The 17,002-nt window shown below is 67.7% G+C and carries 13 protein-coding genes and 3 pseudogenes; 5 read left to right on the plus strand and 11 right to left on the minus strand.

The annotated features are described in order from the left end of the window. Nucleotides 1-70: 70 nt before the first annotated feature. Entirely contained in the window at nt 71-1,498 is a 1,428-nt protein-coding gene (locus tag OG936_RS35410) for an MBL fold metallo-hydrolase RNA specificity domain-containing protein (RefSeq protein WP_406499902.1), read from the minus strand. Between the two features lie 178 nt (nt 1,499-1,676). Here OG936_RS35410 and OG936_RS35415 point away from each other — a divergent pair, with 178 nt between their 5' ends. From OG936_RS35415 to OG936_RS35435, 5 genes and pseudogenes are all read left to right on the plus strand, one after another. Further along, on the plus strand, nt 1,677-2,750 hold the full coding sequence (locus OG936_RS35415; protein WP_406499903.1) for a zinc-dependent alcohol dehydrogenase family protein: 1,074 nt from the start codon (nt 1,677-1,679) through the stop codon (nt 2,748-2,750). Between the two features lie 416 nt (nt 2,751-3,166). Next, a pseudogene (locus tag OG936_RS35420) lies at nt 3,167-5,420 on the plus strand (glycoside hydrolase family 65 protein). A 216-nt stretch (nt 5,421-5,636) separates the two neighbouring features. Continuing rightward, on the plus strand, nt 5,637-7,046 hold the full coding sequence (locus OG936_RS35425; RefSeq protein WP_406499904.1) for an ATP-binding protein: 1,410 nt from the start codon (nt 5,637-5,639) through the stop codon (nt 7,044-7,046). Between the two features lie 331 nt (nt 7,047-7,377). Then, complete coding sequence (ppsA, locus tag OG936_RS35430; RefSeq protein ID WP_406499905.1) at nt 7,378-9,819, plus strand: phosphoenolpyruvate synthase; 2,442 nt, start codon at nt 7,378-7,380, stop codon at nt 9,817-9,819. Nucleotides 9,820-9,875: 56 nt separating this feature from the next. After that, nucleotides 9,876-10,331, plus strand: coding sequence for an Hsp20/alpha crystallin family protein (locus OG936_RS35435; protein ID WP_266744581.1), 456 nt, complete (start codon nt 9,876-9,878; stop codon nt 10,329-10,331). A gap of 104 nt (nt 10,332-10,435) precedes the next feature. Here the strand turns inward: OG936_RS35435 and OG936_RS35440 are convergent, their stop codons facing one another. The 10 genes and pseudogenes from OG936_RS35440 to OG936_RS35485 form a co-directional block, all read right to left on the minus strand. Then, nucleotides 10,436-10,930 carry a universal stress protein gene (locus OG936_RS35440; RefSeq protein WP_406500754.1) on the minus strand — a complete coding sequence of 165 codons (495 nt, stop codon included), beginning with the start codon at nt 10,928-10,930 and terminating at the stop codon, nt 10,436-10,438. Further along, a pseudogene (locus tag OG936_RS35445) lies at nt 10,916-11,266 on the minus strand (universal stress protein); the annotation flags it as partial. The pseudogene OG936_RS35445 and the gene OG936_RS35440, both read right to left, overlap by 15 nt. A gap of 165 nt (nt 11,267-11,431) precedes the next feature. Then, nucleotides 11,432-12,058 (minus strand): CBS domain-containing protein, encoded by a 627-nt coding sequence (locus OG936_RS35450; RefSeq protein WP_406499906.1) that lies wholly within the window; start codon nt 12,056-12,058, stop codon nt 11,432-11,434. 13 nt (nt 12,059-12,071) lie between these two features. After that, the gene (locus tag OG936_RS35455) at nt 12,072-12,674 is read right to left on the minus strand and encodes a CBS domain-containing protein (protein WP_406499907.1); all 603 of its coding nucleotides are present in this window, start codon (nt 12,672-12,674) and stop codon (nt 12,072-12,074) included. A gap of 241 nt (nt 12,675-12,915) precedes the next feature. Further along, a complete protein-coding gene (locus tag OG936_RS35460; protein WP_406499908.1) occupies nt 12,916-13,608 on the minus strand; it encodes a CBS domain-containing protein in 693 nt (230 codons plus the stop codon). After that, on the minus strand, nt 13,605-14,504 hold the full coding sequence (locus tag OG936_RS35465) for a universal stress protein (RefSeq protein ID WP_406499909.1): 900 nt from the start codon (nt 14,502-14,504) through the stop codon (nt 13,605-13,607). Before OG936_RS35465 ends, OG936_RS35460 begins: the two co-directional genes overlap by 4 nt. Nucleotides 14,505-14,612: 108 nt before the next feature. Next, nucleotides 14,613-14,813 carry an acyl carrier protein gene (locus OG936_RS35470; protein WP_406499910.1) on the minus strand — a complete coding sequence of 67 codons (201 nt, stop codon included), beginning with the start codon at nt 14,811-14,813 and terminating at the stop codon, nt 14,613-14,615. 19 nt (nt 14,814-14,832) lie between these two features. Then, entirely contained in the window at nt 14,833-15,165 is a 333-nt protein-coding gene (locus OG936_RS35475) for a thiamine pyrophosphate-dependent enzyme (RefSeq protein WP_406499911.1), read from the minus strand. Nucleotides 15,166-15,190: 25 nt separating this feature from the next. Next, nucleotides 15,191-16,129: pseudogene (locus tag OG936_RS35480) on the minus strand (AMP-binding enzyme); the annotation flags it as partial. 68 nt (nt 16,130-16,197) lie between these two features. Continuing rightward, nucleotides 16,198-16,890 (minus strand): CBS domain-containing protein, encoded by a 693-nt coding sequence (locus OG936_RS35485; RefSeq protein ID WP_406499912.1) that lies wholly within the window; start codon nt 16,888-16,890, stop codon nt 16,198-16,200. Nucleotides 16,891-17,002: the final 112 nt, after the last annotated feature.

A 17,002-nucleotide genomic window follows, 5' to 3' on the forward strand; every position in this document is an offset into this window, starting at 1 on the left:
CCTCGCACTGGGGGGAACGAGCTGCGAGAGAGCCTCGTGGTGTCAGATCGCGCACGCTGCCCGGCGTCGGTCAGCGGACCAGGACGGCCTCTCCGGGTCTGGGTACGACCGCTGTCCAGCTCAGCTCTCGGTCGATCCGGTCCCGCAGGGCATCGGACGACGACTCCTCGCCGTGGACCACATAGGTCGTGCGCGGTGCGGGGGCGCCGCGCAGCCAGTCCATGATCTGGTCGGCATCGGCGTGTGCCGAGAAGTGCGGGAGGTCGGCCACCTCCGCGCGTACGGGTACGTATTCGCCGAACATCTTGAGTGTGTGGGCACCGTCGACGAGGTCGCGGGCCCTGGTGCCGGTGACTGCGAAACCGACGATGACGACGGCATTGCGTGGATTGGGCAGGAGCCGGTGGAGGTGGTGCAGGACCCGGCCGCCGGTGGCCATGCCGGCCGAGGAAACGATGACGGCGGGACCGGGCGTGCTGTTGATGTCGATGGACTCCTGGACGGTCCGGGCGGCCAGGAACGGGGCAGGGCTGATCGCTTGTTCGCCTCGGGCGAGAATCTCGGGCCGGATCTCGGAGGAATGGGCACGCAGCGCGTCGCGATAGACGTCGAGTGCGGCCAGAGCCATGGGACTGTCCACATAGACGGGAACGGACTGCGGCAGGATCCCGTTGTGGCGCAGCCCGGCGAGTTCGTGGAGGACGACCTCGGTGCGGTCGATCGCGAAGGCGGGGATGACGGCGGTACCGCCGCGCGCAAGGGTACGGGTGAGTACGGCTGTGAATTCGGCCTGGGCTTTCTCGGGTTCGTGACGACGGTCGCCGTACGTCGACTCCGTCAGTAGCACGTCGGCGCCGGTGAACGGTTGCGCCGGCAGCAGCAGTGGGTGGCCGGGGCGGCCGAGGTCGCCGCTGGCGGCGAGAGTGTGGCCGTCCTCAAGGGTCAGGTGGGCCCAGGCCGAGCCGAGGATGTGTCCACCGCGGTGCAGTGTGAGCCGGGTGCCGGCCATGATCTCGACTTCGCTGCCGACCGGGACGGGGTCGAAGAACCTGACGGTGGTATCGACGTCGGTTTCGTCGTAGAGCGGTCTGGCGGGCCGGTGTTTGGACCAGCCGTGTTCGTTGGCGTGATGGGCCGCCTCCATCTGGAGGCGCGCGCTGTCACGGAGCACGATTTCGGCGAGCCGGGCGGTGTGGGCGCTCGTCAGGATCGGTCCCCGGAAGCCGTGTCGAACCAGTCGGGGCAGATAGCCGCAGTGGTCCAGGTGGGCATGGGTGATGACCACGGCGTGAATGGACGAGGCGTCACACGGCAGCTTCGCCCAGTTGCGGCGGCGCAGGTCCGCGACGCCTTGGAAGAGGCCGCAGTCAAGGAGGATCCGGGCATGGTCGCTCTCGATGAGGAACTTGCTGCCGGTGACGGTCCGGACGCCGCCGAGGAAGCGCAGCAGCGCGGGTCTTGACGCGGGTGCGGCCGGGTGTGGTTCTGCCTCGGACATCGCCGCTCCCTTCTTCGGTGGGTGGCAGCCAGCCGTCTTCACCATCACACCCCCGGCCCCGGGGCGGGATGGGCCCGACAGGCCTCGGCGGGGACCGACCGGCCCATGCGGGGCGGGCCCGTGCCGGGTCAGCATGAGGGGAACCTCACCGGAGGAGACAGAGGAGAGGGGCGAGGTCGTGAAGGCACTCGTATTCCAGGGCCCGGGGCAGACCGCATGGCAGGACGTCCCGGACCCCTCGGTCAAGGACGCTGCCGACGCCGTCATCCGCGTCGACGTCGTCACCATCTGCGGTACCGACCTGCACATTCTCAAGGGCGACGTGCCCGAGGTGGCTCCCGGCCGGGTGCTGGGGCACGAAGCCGTCGGTACCGTGGTCGAGGCCGGGGCCGACGTCCGTACGATCCGCCCCGGCGACCGTGTACTGATCTCGTGCATATCCGCGTGTGGCCGGTGCCGCTTCTGCCGTGAGGGCCACTACGGGCAGTGCCGTGGCGGTGGCGGCTGGGTGCTCGGCCACACCATCGACGGCACCCAGGCCGAATACGTACGGGTGCCCTTTGCCGACCTGTCCGTGCACTCCTTGCCGGCTTCTGTCGACAGCTATGACGGCGTGCTGCTTGCCGACATCTTCCCGACCGCCTACGAGGTCGGTGTGCTGAACGGCGGCGTACGGCCCGGCGACACCGTCGTCGTGGTCGGAGCCGGCCCCATCGGGCTCGCCGCCATCGTCGGCGCGGGCCTCTACAGCCCGGGACGTGTCATCGCCGTCGACCTCGCCGAATCCCGGCTGGCCGCCGCGCGCTCCCTGGGCGCGGATGCGACAGCGAGCGCGGCCGAGGAACCCGAACAACTCGTCGAGGACCTCACCGAGGGGCTCGGTGCCGACGTCGTCATCGAAGCCGTCGGCGTGCCCGAAGCCTTCGAGATGTGCACCCGCATGGTCCGGCCCGGAGGCCGTGTCGCGAACATCGGCGTCCATGGCACGTCGTCCACGCTGCACCTCGAAGACCTGTGGGCCAAGAACGTCACCATCACGACGGGGCTGGTCGACACGTACTCGACGCCCATGTTGCTGCGCATGATGGCCGCCGGGCGGCTGCCTTCGGCCCCATTGATCACCCACCGCTTCGAACTGGGACAGATGGAGGAGGCCTACGAGGTGTTCTCCCGTGCCGGGGACACCGGTGCCCTCAAGGTGGCGCTGGGGGGATCGCAGCACACCGAGATCATCGCCCCGGCTCAGCCGTAAGCCCAGGGGGCGTGAAGACCATGAGCAGGACCGGTCCGGGACCCACCGCCATCGAGGGGTCCGCCGGGCCTGTCGATCCGGCGCCTTGTCATGCCGCCCGTGCCTGAAGAGCACGCCGCGGGGCCCCTGACCGACTCACTCGTACGGGAAACGGGCTCACTGTGGACGAAGGGCGATTGCCGCCGGGGAAGAAAGGAACGCGTGTTCATGAAAACGCTGGGCACCAACCCCTTCGACGCGGTGGTCGTCGACGGTGCTCATGCCGGTGCGGAAGCACGGCTTCGCCGCCCTGCCGGCCCGCTCGTCGATGGCCGGTCCCCGGCTCCGGACGCTGAACCGCACCGGTGTGCCCATGGCCGGGACGCCAGGTGGCCGGACCATGACCCTGCGATCGTGGATTGCTGCGGAGAGTGGTCATGAGCACGGCATGGACCTGGGACTTCAGCGGCTACGACCCCAAGAGGGAGCGGACGATCGAGGCCCTGTGCACACTCGGCAATGGCAGGTTCGCCACCCGGGGGGCCGCGCCCGAGTTGCCTGCCGACACGGTCCACTATCCAGGGACTTACGCAGCCGGGTGTTCCAACCGGCCCTTCTCGGACGTCGCAGGAAAGCGGGTCGGTAACGAGGAGATGGTCAATCTGCCCGACTGGTCGCGCCTGCGTTACCGCTGCCTGCCGGACGACGGACCGGCAGGGGAGTGGCTCACGCCCGATGACCCGAGTCTGCGGCGCTACAGCGTCTCTCTCGATCTGAGGGGCGGCATTCTCACTCGTCGCTTGTTCTTCCAGGACGGCCTCGGCCGCCGAATCGGTGTCACCCACACGAGGCTCGTCCACATGGGCGACCCGTATCTCGCCGCCCAGCGGACCACGTTCCGTGGGTACGGCTGGAGCGGGGCCATCGAAGTCGAGTCCATCATCGACGGCAACGTCACCAACGCCGGTGTCGAGCGTTACCGCGGTCTGAACGGACGCCATCTCACCGGCCACTGTGCCGGAGTCGAAGCGGACGGCGTGGCCTGGCTGTCCTGCCGGACCCGTTCGTCCCACATCCGGATCGCCATCGCAGTCAGAACGTCGTCGCGGCCCCTCGTCGCAGTGGGGACGAGTTGCACGGAGACCGGAACGGTCCAGAAATTCAGGCTGCCGGTCTCCCGCGGGCATTCTGCCGCCGTCGTGAAATGCGCCGCGTTGTACACATCCCAGGACCGCCCGCTGAGTGAGCCCCTCTCGCTTGCCGTCGAGCATGTATCACACACGGCGGCGTTCGCGGCCCTGCTCGCTTCCCACCGCGTCGCTTGGGAACGTCTGTGGAGCCAGGGTGAACTGAAGTTGCCTGGCGAATCGGGCCGCATCCTTCGGCTCCATCTCTTCCACGTCCTACAGACGCTTTCCCCGCACACGGCCGAGCTGGACGTCGGAGTGCCGGCCAGGGGCCTGCGGTGAGGAGTACCGAGGGCATGTCTTCTGGGACGAGTTGTTCGTGCTGCCCTACATCACCCTGCACTTCCCGGAAGTGGCGCGGAGCCTTCTCATGTACCGGCACCGTCGCCTGCCCTCGGCCCGTACCGCAGCCCGGCGGGCGGGCTTTCGAGGAGCGATGTTCCCCTGGCAGAGCGGTAGTTCAGGCGCTGAGGAGACGCAAACGCTGCATCTCAACCCCCGATCGGGCCGCTGGCTGACCGACCACTCGCACTTGCAGCACCATGTCGGATCGGCCATCGCCTGGAATGTGTGGCGGTACGGGCACAGCACCGGCGACACCGGGTTCGTCCAAGGCCCAGGGGCAGAGCTGTTGCTCGACATCGCCGGCTACTGGGACGCCGTGGCCACGTACGACACCGATCGCGACCGCTACCGCATCCGCGGTGTCGTCGGCCCCGACGAATACCACGACGCCTACCCCGAGGCCGCTGCTTCCGGGATCGACGACAACGCGTACACCAACGTGACCGCGGCCTGGGCGCTCGCACGCGCACTGGAGCTGTTCAACGGGCTGCCTGCGGCCCGGCGGCGGGAGCTGGCTGAACAACTCGGGCTGGACGACGAGACGCTGAATCGCTGGGAGGACATCTCCCGCCGGGTGTACGTGCCGTTCCACGGCGGTGTCATCAGCCAGTTCGAGGGTTATGGCGAACTGGCAGAACTGGACTGGGACGCCTACCGCTCCCGCTACTGCGACATCCGCCGCCTCGACCGGATCCTGGAGTCCGAGGGTGACACTCGTACCAGTCACGGATCGACCCTCAGCAGTGTCGTTCACGGATGGGTCCTCGCCCGCGAGGAAGGTCCGGATGCCTGGCGGTACTGCGAGGAAGCCCTGCTCAGCGACGTGGCGGACATTCAGGGCGGCACCACCGGCGAAGGTATCCACCTCGGTGCCATGGCCGGCACTCTCGATCTCATCGAAAGAGGTGTCGCGGGTCTGGAAGCAGGCCCGGACGGACTCCGCATCGACCCCAGCGCGCTCCGGGAGGTGCCTCGCTGCTCGTTCACGTTCTGTTACCGCGGGCACCGGGACATCCGCGTGCGGCTCCTTCCGGGCCGGGTGGGGATTCGCGTGCCCCATTCGCGACTCAATGCCCCTCTGCCCGTGTGTCTGCCCGGCGAGCGGCTGGTGACCATGGCCGCGGGGGAGCAACGTTGGTTCCGTCTGCCGCTGGGGTGACCCCGTGCGGATTCCGTGCGGTCCGTCGTGACGACGACGGTCGGCACAGCGCGCGCCTGACGACCGCGAGCCCGAGAATGGAGTAGCCGCCAGCTGGTTCCGGAGGTGCATGGCGTGAATGCCGTACACGGACAGCAACGAACCTCGATCGTGGACCCTGAACGCCCAGCCAAGCCCGATCGCCTCTTCGACAGGGAGGACGAATGGGCAGCCTTGATGTCATTCTCGACCGATCCACATCCGGGAACGGGCCTGGGCGTCGTCATGGGGCGGCCCCGCCAGGGCAAGACGCTGCTGCTGGAGTCGGTGGCACGAGCCACGGGAGGGTTCTATTTCTGCGGACAGGAAGCCACCGAAGCCGAGTCCTTGCGCAGGGTGGGCGAGGAGTATGCGCGATACCGGCAGGTCGCACAGCCCAGCCACTGGCGTGACTGGAAGGAAGGAATCGATGCCTTGCTGGCGCTGGGCGACGCCAGGCCACTGCCCGTCATCATCGACTCGTTCCCCGACCTCGTCGCGGCGAGCCCAGCCTTGCCGTCCGTCATCCACGGCGCACTCCGGCACCTCAACCGACCGCCCCTGGAAAACCGTGCGCGATTGCTGCTCGGTGGTGAGACCGCACCGGTCATGACCCGGCTGTTCGCACAGTCTTCGCCGTTGCACGCCCTCGCCGCTCTGAAGCTCGACATCCAGCCCCTGAACTTCCGCAGGGCGGCACAACTGTGGGGCATCGACGACCCGAGGCTCGCCTTCCTCGTCTACACGGTCGTAGGCGGGACGCCCGCCTACCGGTACGACTACGTGGGCGACGACGTTCCCGTCGATCGTGACGACTTCGATGCCTGGGCCTGCCGCACCGTCCTGAATCCGTGCACCCCGCTGTTCCACGAGGCTCGCCACCTCCTTGACGAGGAAATCGGGCCCTGGAGTCACGGGGCTTGTCACTCCGTACTCGCCGCCCTGGCCAAGGGCTGCACGACCCACGGCGAAATAGCCACCTTCCTGGGACAGCAACTCACTGATGCCTTGCGCGCACTTGTCCTCCTCCGTGACCACGGTGTGCTCCAATCGCAGGCGGACGGACTGCAGCCGGGGATCACGCGTCACAGCATCGCGGACTCGCTCCTCGCGTTCGAGTACGCCGTGGCGCGGCCGCGCAGGGCCGCTCTTGAGCAGAGCGAGGCCGAGACGGTGTGGGAAGACGCGCGAACGGATTTCAACTCTCTCGTCGCCGAACCCCGGTTCGCCCAGGTCTGCAGGGAGTGGGCGGCCTGCTTCGCCGACCCGGCCACCGTCGGTGCCGAGCACGTCACGGCGTCGTACGGCTCCCTCGCCGACCCGTCGGCTACGGCCGGACTCGATGCCGAGGTCGTGGTCCGCGGACGGGAAGGTCACATGAGCGGCCCCCTTCTGTCGGTGGGGCTCGCACGATGGCATACCGGCATTGACATCCACCATTTGCAACGTCTGCGGCGCATCCTGGACGGACTCGGCTCCCGTGAGGATGTCAGCCGCGTCCGCCTGGCTCTCTACGGCGCTTCGGGGTTCAGCCCCGAGTTGCATGCGGCGCATGCGCGTGGCGAGGTCATGCTTGTTGATCTTGAGCGCCTGTACCGGGGCACCTAGCGGACGCCGCTTCGCGATGACTTCGCATCGGCGCTCACCCTTCCGGGCCGACCCTGGCCATGGGCCGATCGGTCCCTCCCCGGTACGGCCCGTTCGGCCTCGTGCTCCTGGCCCCCTTGGTGCTGCGGCGATGACACCGCCGGGAACGATCGTGGAATCCGGACGCTCTTCCGGCTCCGCCTCCCGAAGGGGTGACAACGATGCAGCGCATTCGGATCCGGATACGGCCGAGGCGGCCGCACAAGCCCGCGAAGCCGGATCTGCGCACCCCCTCCGGTCGGCCCATGCCCTACTGAAGCCCGCGGCCACCGCAAACAAGGCGGAGGACATCATGGCAACCGCTCGACGCGTCGTACCGTTCGCAGAGCTCGGCCGGCAGGATGTCGGCCGGGTCGGTGGCAAGAATGCCTCTCTGGGAGAGATGACCGCACATCTGGCAGCCGCAGGCGTGCGGGTGCCTCCTGGTTTCGCGACGACGGCGGACGCGTACAGGGAATTGCTCGACAGCCACGGACTGCGTGCGCGGATCGCGGAGCAGATTGTGCGCTTGCACGACGGGGCCGTGCTGGACGAGGTGGGGGCGGCGATCCGGTCGATGATCATGGCCGAGCCGCTGCCGGCCGGGCTGCGGACCGAGCTCGTCTCCGCGTACGAGCAGCTCGCGAGCGACCAGGGTGGAGAGGATCCCGAGGTCGCCGTGCGAAGCAGTGCCACTGCGGAGGACCTGCCTCAGGCGAGCTTCGCCGGCCAGCAGGAGACATACCTGAATGTGCGCGGGCCTGCCCAGCTGTTGCAGTCCTGTCACCGCTGTTTTGCCTCGCTGTTCACCGACCGCGCGATCGACTACCGGGAGCGGATGGGCTTCGACCACCTCGCGGTGGCTCTCTCCGTAGGCATCCAGGTCATGGTCCGATCGGACCTCGCTGGCGCCGGAGTGATCTTCACTCTCGACCCTGAGAGCGGCTTCCCCGAGGTCATCGTGGTCAGCGCGGCGTGGGGCCTGGGCGAGACCGTCGTCAGTGGCCAGGTCGACCCCGATGAGCACACGGTCTTCAAGCCGAGCCTGAAGGACCCCGCACTGGATCCTGTGATCGACTTACGGATCGGAGCGAAGCGGAAGAAGGCGGTCTATGGAGAGCACGGACTCACCCGGACCGTCGACACGACCGGCGAGGAGCGCTCGCGACGTGTCCTGACGGATACGGAAGTCCGGCTGCTGGCCGAATGGGCAATGACCGTCGAGGAGCACTACGGATGCCCCATGGACCTGGAATGGGCCAAGGACGGCCTGACCGGAGAGCTGGCGGTTGTCCAGGCCCGCCCCGAAACCGTCCAGTCCCGCCGCCGTACAACGACGTTGCGTCGCTGCCGCCTGACCGTCACCCCGGGGCAGAGCCTCATCGAGGGCACAGCGGTTGGCGAGGCCATCGGTTCCGGCCCGGCCGTTGTCCTCGACTCGCCTGTGGAGCTCGACCGCTTCCCGACCGGCGGGGTGCTTGTCACCGGCATCACCGACCCCGACTGGGAACCGGTCATGAAGCGGGCCTCCGCGATCGTCACCGACCATGGCGGCCGGACCTCGCACGCTGCCATCGTCAGCCGCGAACTCGGCGTCCCCGCCGTAGTCGGCACCGGCAGGGCTACCGAGGTGTTGCGCAACGGCCAGGACGCGACCGTCTCCTGCGCCGAGGGAGCCCGCGGCCGGGTCTACGCGGGACTGCTGGCCTACGAGGAGCGCGAGATCGATCTCGCTGAACTCCCTGCTACCCGGACCCGCGTGATGCTCAATCTTGCCGATCCGTCCGCCGCCTTCCGCTGGTGGCGCCTGCCCGCCGACGGCGTCGGGCTCGCGCGCCTGGAGCTCATCGTCGCCCACCAGGTCAAGGCCCACCCCATGGCGCTGCTGCACCCTGAGCGAGTGAACCAGCATGACCTCTGCGTCATCGATCAGCTCACCGAGGGCCACCTCGACCGCGGTCAGTACTTCGTCGACCGACTGGCCTACGGCGTGGCACGCATCGCCGCATCCCGCTGGCCCGCCCCGGTCGTCGTACGGACCAGCGACTTCAAGACGAACGAGTACGCGCGGCTGCTGGGCGGCCGCGCCTTCGAACCGGTCGAGGCGAATCCCATGATCGGCTGGCGCGGCGCGAGCCGCTACTACAGCGACGGTTACCGCGAAGGATTCGCCCTGGAATGCCGGGCACTGCGCCGGGTTCGCAACGAGATGGGCCTGACGAACGTCATCATCATGATCCCCTTCTGCCGCACCCTCGAAGAGGCCGACCGGGTTCTGGACGTCATGGCGGAGCAGGGGCTGCGCCGGGGCGAGAACGGCCTCAAGGTGTACGTCATGGCGGAGATCCCCTCCAACGTCATCCTGGCCGAGGACTTCGCCCAGCGTTTCGACGGCTTCTCCATCGGGAGCAACGACCTGACCCAGCTCACTCTGGGCGTCGACCGCGACTCCGAAGCCCTCGCCCATGTCTTCGACGAGACCAACCCCGCAGTCACGCGCAGCATCCAGAGCCTTGTCCCGCGCGCCCAGTCCGCCGGCCGCACGGTTGGCCTCTGCGGCCAGCGCCCCAGCGACGACCCGGCCTTCACGGAATTCCTGGTGAAGACCGGCATCGACTCGATCTCAGTGGCACCGGACAGCTTCGCCGTGGTGAAGCAGCATGTGGCTGCTGCCGAACTCAACCTGCACGGGGAGGGCCGAACGGTCCCATCCGGGACCCGACAGCCCCAAGCGGGCCTGTCGTCCAGCGACTGAAGATGAACCAGGAACCGAACAAAGGCGCCGACAGGGCGCCGGAGACGGAGAGCACAATGTCCGGAACCCAGATGGAACGCAGGCGCAGCGTCTTCCCCGACCTCGTCGACTGGTTCGGAACCGACCTCCCCCGCTTCCCGATGTGGCGGCCGATGCCCCACGTCCACCCGATTCCCATCGAGGTGACCAGCCAGGAGGGGCAGTACACGCTGCGCGCCGAGCTTCCCGGCATGGACCCCGCGAAGGACATCAACATCACGGTCGAGGGCGATACCCTCACCGTCAGCGCCGAACACACGGAGAGCAAGGAGGAGAAGGACCACTCGGAGTTCCGTTACGGCTCCTTCCACCGCACCGTTCGTCTGCCGGCGCCGATTCCGCCCGAAGGGGTTGAAGCAGAGTACGAGGACGGCATCCTCACCGTTCGCGTGGCGATGGAGCCCGAGACGGCGGAAACCGCACGCACCATTCCCGTGAAGCGGACCAAGACCAACGGTCGCGGCGAGCCGTGACAAACGGCAGGTCCCTTCGTGGAGACGGGCTCGACACCGTTGTGCGCCAGGCCTGAGAGTTGTGGCCCAGGCCTGAGAAGGGTGCGCCCGGCAGGACGACGTCGTCATTCGTGAGCGATGACGGCGACGGGCGCGGTGGAGTGATGGAGGATTGCGTGAGTGATCGGACCGATATGCGGGCCGATCGAGGACCGGCGGATGCGACGGCCGACGACTACGAGGTCTGCTTCGGAACCTGTCTCCAGGATTTGCTCGGAAGCGTGTCCGACCACTACCCGCGCGTCGAGGCTGACAGCCGGGTACCTGTCCCGCCAGGGCTTCAGCACGTCGTCCAGGCCGGTTCGCATGCTCTGGGCGATCTGGGCATTGCCTTCCGGATTGTACGTGGATCCGTATCCCGCCAGTGGGGGCAGCATCCAACTGTGCAGAGCATGGAGTGTGCAGCCCCGCCGTGATGCCTCGTCGAACGCGAAGGCGAGCAGGGCGTCGCACGGCCGACCGATGTCGACGCCCACGACCACGTTACGGTCCAAGTGCCGTCCCTCGGCGTGCGGCAGCGCGTTCTCCGTCGCGCGCACCAGGACAACGGGCTCTTCCACGGCGTGGATGACTGCCATGCCGACGGAACCGAGGGCGAAACCCTTGAGCGTGCCCAGTCCTCGGGAGCCGAGGACCAGCATGCCCGCGCTTGCTGTGGCACCGGCCAGTGAGTCGGCCGGTTGGCCGTCGAGTGATTCGGTGCTGATGTCCAGCTCGGGGTGTTTCTGCATCAGCTCCTTGGAAGCCTCGAGAAGGAGGGACTGCGCCCACTGGCGGCGCAGATCGGACCTGGCGGCAGGAATGTTGAGGGGTGAAAACCATTCTTCGGCATGAACGAGGTGCAGTGGCGCGTCGCGAAGGAGTGCTTCCCGCGCGGCCCAATGGGATGCCGCGACGCTTTCTGTGGATCAGTCGAGGCCGACGACAATGCGTGGGTTCATGATGGGCTTCCTCGGACAGTGGCTGACTCGGGGTGGGGAATCGTTTCTGCCGTACGTCTGGAGGTGACGTTCCCGGGGCGGTGTCGAATCCGCGAACGCGTCGGCGCTTCAGGCCATCTTCTACCGCTGGGTGCCCGTTCGTACATCGACAGGCAGGTCGTCCTGCTCGTAGTCGAGCCGATTGATCACGTCCACGACTCCGTCGACGCTCCGGCACAGACGCATCACTACGGGGACGAGGCTGTGCCGAATCACGGTGCCGCTGAGGGTCACGAGGCCGTCGGTGACCTCGACGGTCAGCGACGAGGGACTGAGCCGGAGTGTGTGCGTCAGGACGTCTTCGAGGATTTCTTCCTGGATTGCGTGGTCCCTGCGCAGGAAGAGTTGCAGGAGATCGCTGCGGCTCAGGACCCCGATCAGCCGGCCTTCGCTGTCGACTACGGGGAGCCTCTTGACCTTGTGCTTCTCCATGACGCGGGCGGCGCGGACGGCGCTCCACCCGGGAGCCGCGGTGATCGCCGGGTGGCTCATGAGATCGACGGCGGTGTTCGCGCCACTCCCGGAGTCGTGCCTGCGGAGCAGGTCGGCTTCGGAAACGACACCCACGGGGCGTCGTTTCTCGTCCACTACGGGCACGGCGGTGACGCCGAACTCGTCCAGGAGCCGGGCGATCTCCTTGAACGTGGTGCCGCGCTGGACGCTGACGGCCGTGGGCGTCATGAGGTCACAGACGCTGCGATGCCTCATCGTCGCTCTCCATTCACGCGGGAACTTCGGACTCGAACCGGGCCACCACGTTCACGACTCCCGGCACCGTGCGCGCGACACGTACCAGCACGTCACTGAGTGACGGGTCGGGGATGGCGCCGTTCAGATGGACGATGCCGTCGGACACATGCACGTAGACGGTCGCAGAGCCCGCCGGGATGAGCTGAGCCATGATCAGCTCGCGCAGCTCCTGGGCGATGTCCTCGTCCGGGCGGAGGTAGATCTTCAGCAGATCACCCCGGCTGACCACGCCCACGAGGCGTCCGTCGTCTTCGACGACCGGTAGCCGCTTGAGGTGGCCGCGGGCCATCAGTCGAGCGGCACCCGCGATGCTCGCACTCCGGGGCACCGTCACGGCGGGTACGGTCATCAGCTGACCGGCGCAGACGGCGCGGGACTCATCTACGCCCTGCGCCTTGAGCAAAAGGTCTGCTTCGGAGACCACGCCGACGACTCGTCCCTCGTCCGATACGACGGGCAGAGCACTGATCCGCCATTGCCGCATGGTCTCCACGATGTCCTTGAACGGCGCTCCGCGATTGACCGTGATAACGGCGTGCGTCATCACGTCGTCGACGGTACGCAGATGTTTCATGGTTCCTCCAAAAACAAGGGACCCCGTATTTCCGAGCCTCGGCAGCGTTGTCGGCCGACGGTAGGACCATCCGGGGTGCGCCGGGGACTGTTCGGCCCTGTTGGCCCGGTACGAACGGTGCTTTCGTGAAATTGGCGGAAGGAGCAATTGCGAGGATGCGGAGAAGCGGCTGATGGCCGTGCACCGCACGATCAGGAACCGCGAGAAGCGGTTGGCTCCTTCCGTCCCATGACATGAGCGCTCAGGGATTGTCGGCGTCACGCGCCGGATCGAGATCCGGCGGCAGATCGTCCACGGCGTATTCGAGGGACTGGTCGACACTGACGACGCCGTCGACGGAAAGGCACAGGAGTTCGATGATCGGAATGGTTGAACGCTCCTCCACTCTTCCGCTCAGGGTGACGACGCCTTCCTGAACGGTCACTGTCACGCCCCCGGGTGTCATCCGGAGAGTCCGGCCCAGTACCTCGTCGACGATTTCTTCGTGTATGGCGTCGTCGCGGCGGAGCATGGGGCGCAGCAGATCCGAGCGGCTGACGATGCCCACGAGCATGCCCGTGTCATCGATGACCGGAAGCCGTTTGACACCCCGCTCGTTCAGGAAGCGCGCTGTCTCGACGATGCTCCACGCGGGCCGGGCCGTCAGCACGGGAGTGGACATGAGATCACCGGCGGTGCGGGCGTCCATGATGCGGTGGTTCACGGCCGCCGTCCCGCGCAATTGGTCACGGCCCTCTGCTTCCGGCAGGCCGGCCTGCCGGCGGAGCAGGTCGGCCTCGGAGACGATGCCGATGGGGTGGTGGTGGGTGTCCACGACGGGCAGGGCCGAGACGTCGTTGTAGGCGAGGCTCCAGGCGACCGTCTTGAGTGACGCTTCGGGGCTGGCCGTGGCCACGTCCCGGGTCATGACTTCGGCGACAGTGCGGTGCATCATGGTCCGATTTCCCTTTCGTGCAGGGGCGTCAGTCGTGGGCGATGACGGCGACGGGGGGCGGCGGTGTGATGCAGGACGGCATGGGCCGCTGGCCGGAAGTGGGCGCCCAGAGGTGAGCGGCGCAGGTGCCGACCGACGACGAGGTCCGCGCCGGCCGCGGCCTGGACCGGTTGATGACCCGCGGGTCCCATGAGTGCCATCCGGTCGACGCTCACCGACGGGAATCTGCGGCGCCAGGGCAGCAGCAGTTCGTCCAGCATCTGTGCGGAACTCCGGCCTGCTTCCCGTTCGTCGTCGGAGTCGAGGAAGGGGAAGGACTTGTGGGCGGGAGGGGGCTTCCGGCCGTGGACCGCCCGCAAGGCGCAAACGCGACAGGCGGTCTCTTCGAAGGCAAGGGCGAGAACCTTGTCGGGTGCTTCGCGGATGTCGATGCCCAGGACCATTTCGTCGTACCTGCCGGGCCCGGTGTTCTCCGGTTCATCCGCAGCCCATACGACGGCTACCGGGGTTTCGGTGGCTACGAGGGGCGCCGTGCCCACCGCGCCGGCGAGGAAACCCACCAAGCCGCCCAGGCCGCGGGAACCGAGGACGAGCAGGTCGGCGTCGTTCGCTTCGACGGCCCCGGCGGCGCCTGGCCTGCCGGAGAGCCGCCGGATGATGACCTCCAGATGCGGATGCCGGCGGTGTACATCCTTCAGTGCCTCGGAGAGTGCCTCACCGGCCCATCGATTGGCCGTCTCTCGGCCCAGCCGCTGAATGGCTGGGCTGATGGGCCAGTCGATGACATGGAGGAGCCTCAGCGGCACCTCCCGCAAGGACGCCTCCTGGGCGCTCCGGACTGCGGCCGCCCGGCTCTCGGGGGAGCCGTCGACGCCGACGGTCACGAGGTGCTTCATGGCGGAACCTCCCGCGCGTCGCAGGTCTGCGATCTGTTCTCAGCCTGGCCTGCGAGACAGGAGCGGAGCAGGGGCCATGTGGTCCCTTGCGGGGCTGACCAGCCCCGTCTAGTCGGTGGGCGTGCGCGAGGCGACGTAGTTCGCGCACGCGTTGAGTGTGTTCAGCGAGGGATAGTCCGTCTCGGGGAGGGGAAGGCCTGTGCGCCCGCTCAGTGCCTCGATGAAGTTCAGGAAGTCCAGCGAATCCATCTCCAGGCTGATCCGGAAGTTCTCGTCGGGTGAGAGAGCGGCGAGGTCGGCGCCGGGCACTTGCCATACATCTCGGCCATCATTGCTCGGCGGGCACGCCACGGGCCAGAGCATGCCCGTGCTCGCGGTAGGTGGACACCACGGCGTCCTCCTGGCGCAGAGCCTCGTTCACGCCAACGGCGACGGCCTCCTCACCGATGTAGAGGTGGACGAATCCGCGGATCTTCGCGCTGCTGTAGAGCTCGCCGCACCGCTCTTCGAACCGGCGGATGACGAGCATCTCCCGGAGGAGGGAAAGACGGTGATCGGATGCGGTCGCGCTGTGGGCAGTGGTGGTGGACGCCTTCTTGCGCGCGCCCTTGCGCGCTGCCGGACGGGCTCGTCCGTCGGTCCGTGCGGTGGTGCTGCTCATCGTCGTGCCTTCTCTCGCAAGTGCGTCATCCCGGGCTCTCGACCGTGGACAGGTCTCCTTCGGGCAGCCCCATTTCGCGGGCACGCAGCACCCGACGCATGACTTTGCCGCTGCGGGTCCTGGGGAGGTTCTGCTCGAACTCGATCTCCCTGGGAGCCACGGCGGGCCCCAGTCGCCGCCGTGCGAACGCCAGAGGTTCTCGCTTCAGGTGCATGTCGGGTGCGTGGCCCGGCCGCAGCGACACGTATGCCTTGACGACCGCTCCCACGACAGGATCCGGACGGCCGATGACGCCCGCTTCCGCGACGGCGGGATGCTCCATGAGCGCACTCTCCACCTCGAACGGACCGATCAGGTGCCCTGCCGACTTGATGACGTCATCGGCGCGGCCAACGAACCAGAACCAACCGTCCTGGTCCCGCTTCGCGAGATCGCCCGTGAGGTACCAGCCGTCCGCGAAGCATGCCGCGTAGCGGGCTTCTTCGTGCAGATAGCCCCGGAACATGGACGGCCAGCCCGGACGCAGTGCCAGCTCTCCCTCGATGCCCGGTTCGCCGATCACGCGCACGTGTCCGTCGGTGACCTCGGCGCGGCCGTCCTCGCCACGTGCGAGAAGACCGGCCTCGACTCCGGGCAGGGGGCGCCCCATGGAGCCCGGGCGGATGTCGCTGGAGGCAAAGTTGGCGATCATGATGGCGCCCGTCTCCGTCTGCCACCAGTTGTCATGGATCGGCAGGCCGAGGACGCCCTGCCCCCAAAGGACGGCTTCGGGGTTCAGCGGCTCGCCCACGCTGGCGACGAAGCGGAGGGCCGACAAGTCGTACGGCCCGGGGAACTGCCTGGTTCCGTTCCGAGGGGTGGCGCGCATCAGCATGCGGATCGCGGTCGGCGCCGTGTACCAGACCGTGACGTTCTGGCTGTCCAGGATGCGGTACCAGCGGTGTATGTCGAAGTCGCCCTCGTCCTCGCACTGGAATCCTCAAGGAGACACTGCGACACATCGCTACGAGCGGCGGTGGCAGCAGCACGTCCTCACGGCTCTGCGGAGGGTCCGTGCGTGGCCCACTTGGAGGCGGGTACGGGGTCATCCACGGGTGCGGACACATGGCTCATGACCGCGACCACCCCGTCGAGCTGTTCGGCAAGGCAGGTCAGGATCGTGATCTGGTTCTGGCTCTCCAGCTGGCCTTCCAGGGTGACAACGCCGTCCACTACATGGACGGTGACCACGTCGGCTCTGAGCCCCATGGTGCCCACGAGCACTTCCTCGACGAGGCGTCGTCGTATCTCCGCGTCGGGGCGCAGAAAGAGGCGTAGCAGGTCCCGGCGCGTGACGATGCCGACAAGCCTGTCCTCGTCGTCCACGACCGGAAGCCGCTCCACGCCACTGCGCATCATCAGCCGGGCGGCGTCCGGTGCGGTCTCCTCCGTGCGGACGGTCACCGCCGGCGTTGACATGACCTCGGCAGCGGTGAATTCCGCGGACGAGACTGCGGTCCCGGTGGCGGCGTCAGGGACGTCGCCCTTCACGAGGCGCCTCGCCCCCTGTCGGTTCAGCAGGTCGCTCTCGGAGACGACGCCGACGACCCGGTCCTCGTCGTCGAGCACGGGCAGTCCACTGATGTTGTACTGGGCGAGCAGCTTCGCGACCTCCTTGAAGGAGGTGACCGGAACGACCGAGACGACCTCGTCGGTCATCAGGTCTCCCACTTTGATGCGCTTCATGGAGGCGCCTCCTGCCCTCTCGCAGGGACCCGCACGGACGCAGCGCCCGCAGGTTGTTCAGGGACCACGATCCGCCGGGCTGCACTGCGAGGAGGAGGGCCGAATGGGTCGT

It is taken from the genome of Streptomyces sp. NBC_00846 (assembly GCF_045207325.1).
Taxonomy (GTDB): Bacteria; Actinomycetota; Actinomycetes; order Streptomycetales; family Streptomycetaceae; genus Streptomyces.